Raw genomic sequence first — 1,887 nt, 5'->3', positions numbered from 1 at the left:
TATAGTTTCAGGCCTTTTTAGTATCACTCAGAGTGATCTTATTTAATCAGACGGTTTGCGGCGGAAACAATCGCAGCAAGCGATGACGTCACAATATTATGGTTCACACCAACACCAAACACAGAACCCTGCGGATGTGACAGTTCCACATAGCTGATCGCAGAAGCATCAGAACCGCGCTGAAGCGAATGTTCCGAATAATCGGCCACGGAAATATCAATGCTGATATGTTTTGACAGGGCATCAATAAAGCCATCCACAGGGCCGGTGCCGCGCCCTTCAATGGTCTTGGTCACACCATTATCAATGATCTCGGCCTGCATAATACGGACAGACTTATTGTCCGGATCCGCAAAAGTGTGGTGGTCAACAAATTCCAGACGCGAACCTGGCTGGCTCACATAGGCTTTCTTGAACTCTTCATAAATGCGCGGTGCCTGCAGCTCTTTTCCTTCATCATCCGTAATCTGCTGAATGATTTCGCGGAATTCTACCTGCATTTTGCGCGGAATATTCAGACCGTAATCCTGCTGCAGAATATAAGCGATACCGCCTTTACCTGACTGGGAGTTAATACGGATGATCGCTTCATAGGAACGGCCGACATCCTGCGGATCAATCGGCAGATAAGGTACTTCCCAGACCGGCGTGTTCGCACCTTTCTTGGCTTTCATGCCCTTATTGATCGCATCCTGATGCGAACCGGAAAACGCAGTATAAACCAGCTCACCGACATAAGGATGACGCTCAGGAATAACCAGCTGGTTGGAATATTCGTACACTTCCTTCATGCGGTTGATGTCCGAGCAATCCAGTTCAGGATCAATGCCCTGCGTGAACATGTTCAGCGCCAGTGTCACCACATCCACGTTACCGGTGCGTTCACCGTTACCGAACAATGTGCCTTCCACGCGGTCAGCACCGGCCATCAGGCCCAGTTCGGTTGCCGCAATACCTGTACCGCGATCATTATGCGGATGCAGAGAGATAATCAGGTTTTCACGATTATCCAGATTACGGCACATCCATTCGATCTGATCGGCATAGACATTCGGCGTGTTCATTTCCACCGTGGACGGCAGATTGAGGATCAGCTTGTTTTCCGCTGTCGGCTTAACGATTTCCGTCACCGCATTACAGATTTCCAAAGCCACTTCCAGCTCGGTGCCGGTAAAGCTTTCCGGTGAATATTGGAAACGATAGCCGCCGCCGGCTTTCGCAGCCATATCCATAATCATCTTGGCGGCATCAGTAGCAATCTGCTTGATACCGGCAACATCCTTGCCGAACACAACGCGGCGCTGCAACTCACTGGTGGAATTGTAGAAATGGATAATCGGGGTCTTAGCGCCTTCCAGCGCTTCAAATGTGCGGGTAATCAATTCCGGACGGCATTGCACCAGCACCTGCAAATCCACATCATCCGGCACATTGCCTTCTTCAATCGCCCAGCGACAGAAGTCAAAATCAGTCTGGGAAGCGGACGGAAAGCCGATTTCAATCTCCGGAAAGCCCATATCCATCAGCAACTGGAACATACGTGCCTTGCGGTCATGACCCATCGGGTCAATCAGCGCCTGATTGCCATCACGCAGATCAACCGAACACCAGATCGGTGCCTTTTCGATCATTTTTGAAGGCCACTGGCGATCCTGCAAAACAGTGGTTCTGAACGGCGTGTATTTTTCAGCCGCAATCGGCATGCCTTTGCGAGGGGATTTGGAAGCGGAAATAATATTGGTCATTTTAAAGTCTCATCAGCCACAGCAACTGCAATATACAGCCGCCTTAAACACGCCCTGTCTGCTCAATTATAGAATGAAGATGCAGAAAAATCGGGCACAATCGAAACGGATTCTTTGACCGGAGCATGAGTCTGACGGCTCT

Annotated in this window: 1 protein-coding gene; it reads right to left on the bottom strand. The window is 49.9% G+C overall.

Going from position 1 to position 1,887, the window contains the following annotated elements:
• Positions 1-38: 38 nt before the first annotated feature.
• Positions 39-1,745, bottom strand: coding sequence for a 2-isopropylmalate synthase (leuA, locus tag A918_RS0109995; RefSeq protein ID WP_022710926.1), 1,707 nt, complete (start codon positions 1,743-1,745; stop codon positions 39-41).
• Positions 1,746-1,887 lie beyond the last annotated feature (142 nt).

The organism is Pseudochrobactrum sp. AO18b, from assembly GCF_000409565.1.
Classification (GTDB): Bacteria; Pseudomonadota; Alphaproteobacteria; order Rhizobiales; family Rhizobiaceae; genus Pseudochrobactrum; species Pseudochrobactrum saccharolyticum.
Note: the sequence above shows the minus strand (reverse complement) of the source record. Positions and strands in the feature narration are given on the sequence as shown.

What these genes read in the sequence shown, in the direction of transcription:
- leuA (WP_022710926.1), bottom strand. Translation starts at nt 1,745, where the DNA reads ATGACCAATATTATTTCCGCTTCCAAATCCCCTCGCAAAGGCATGCCG.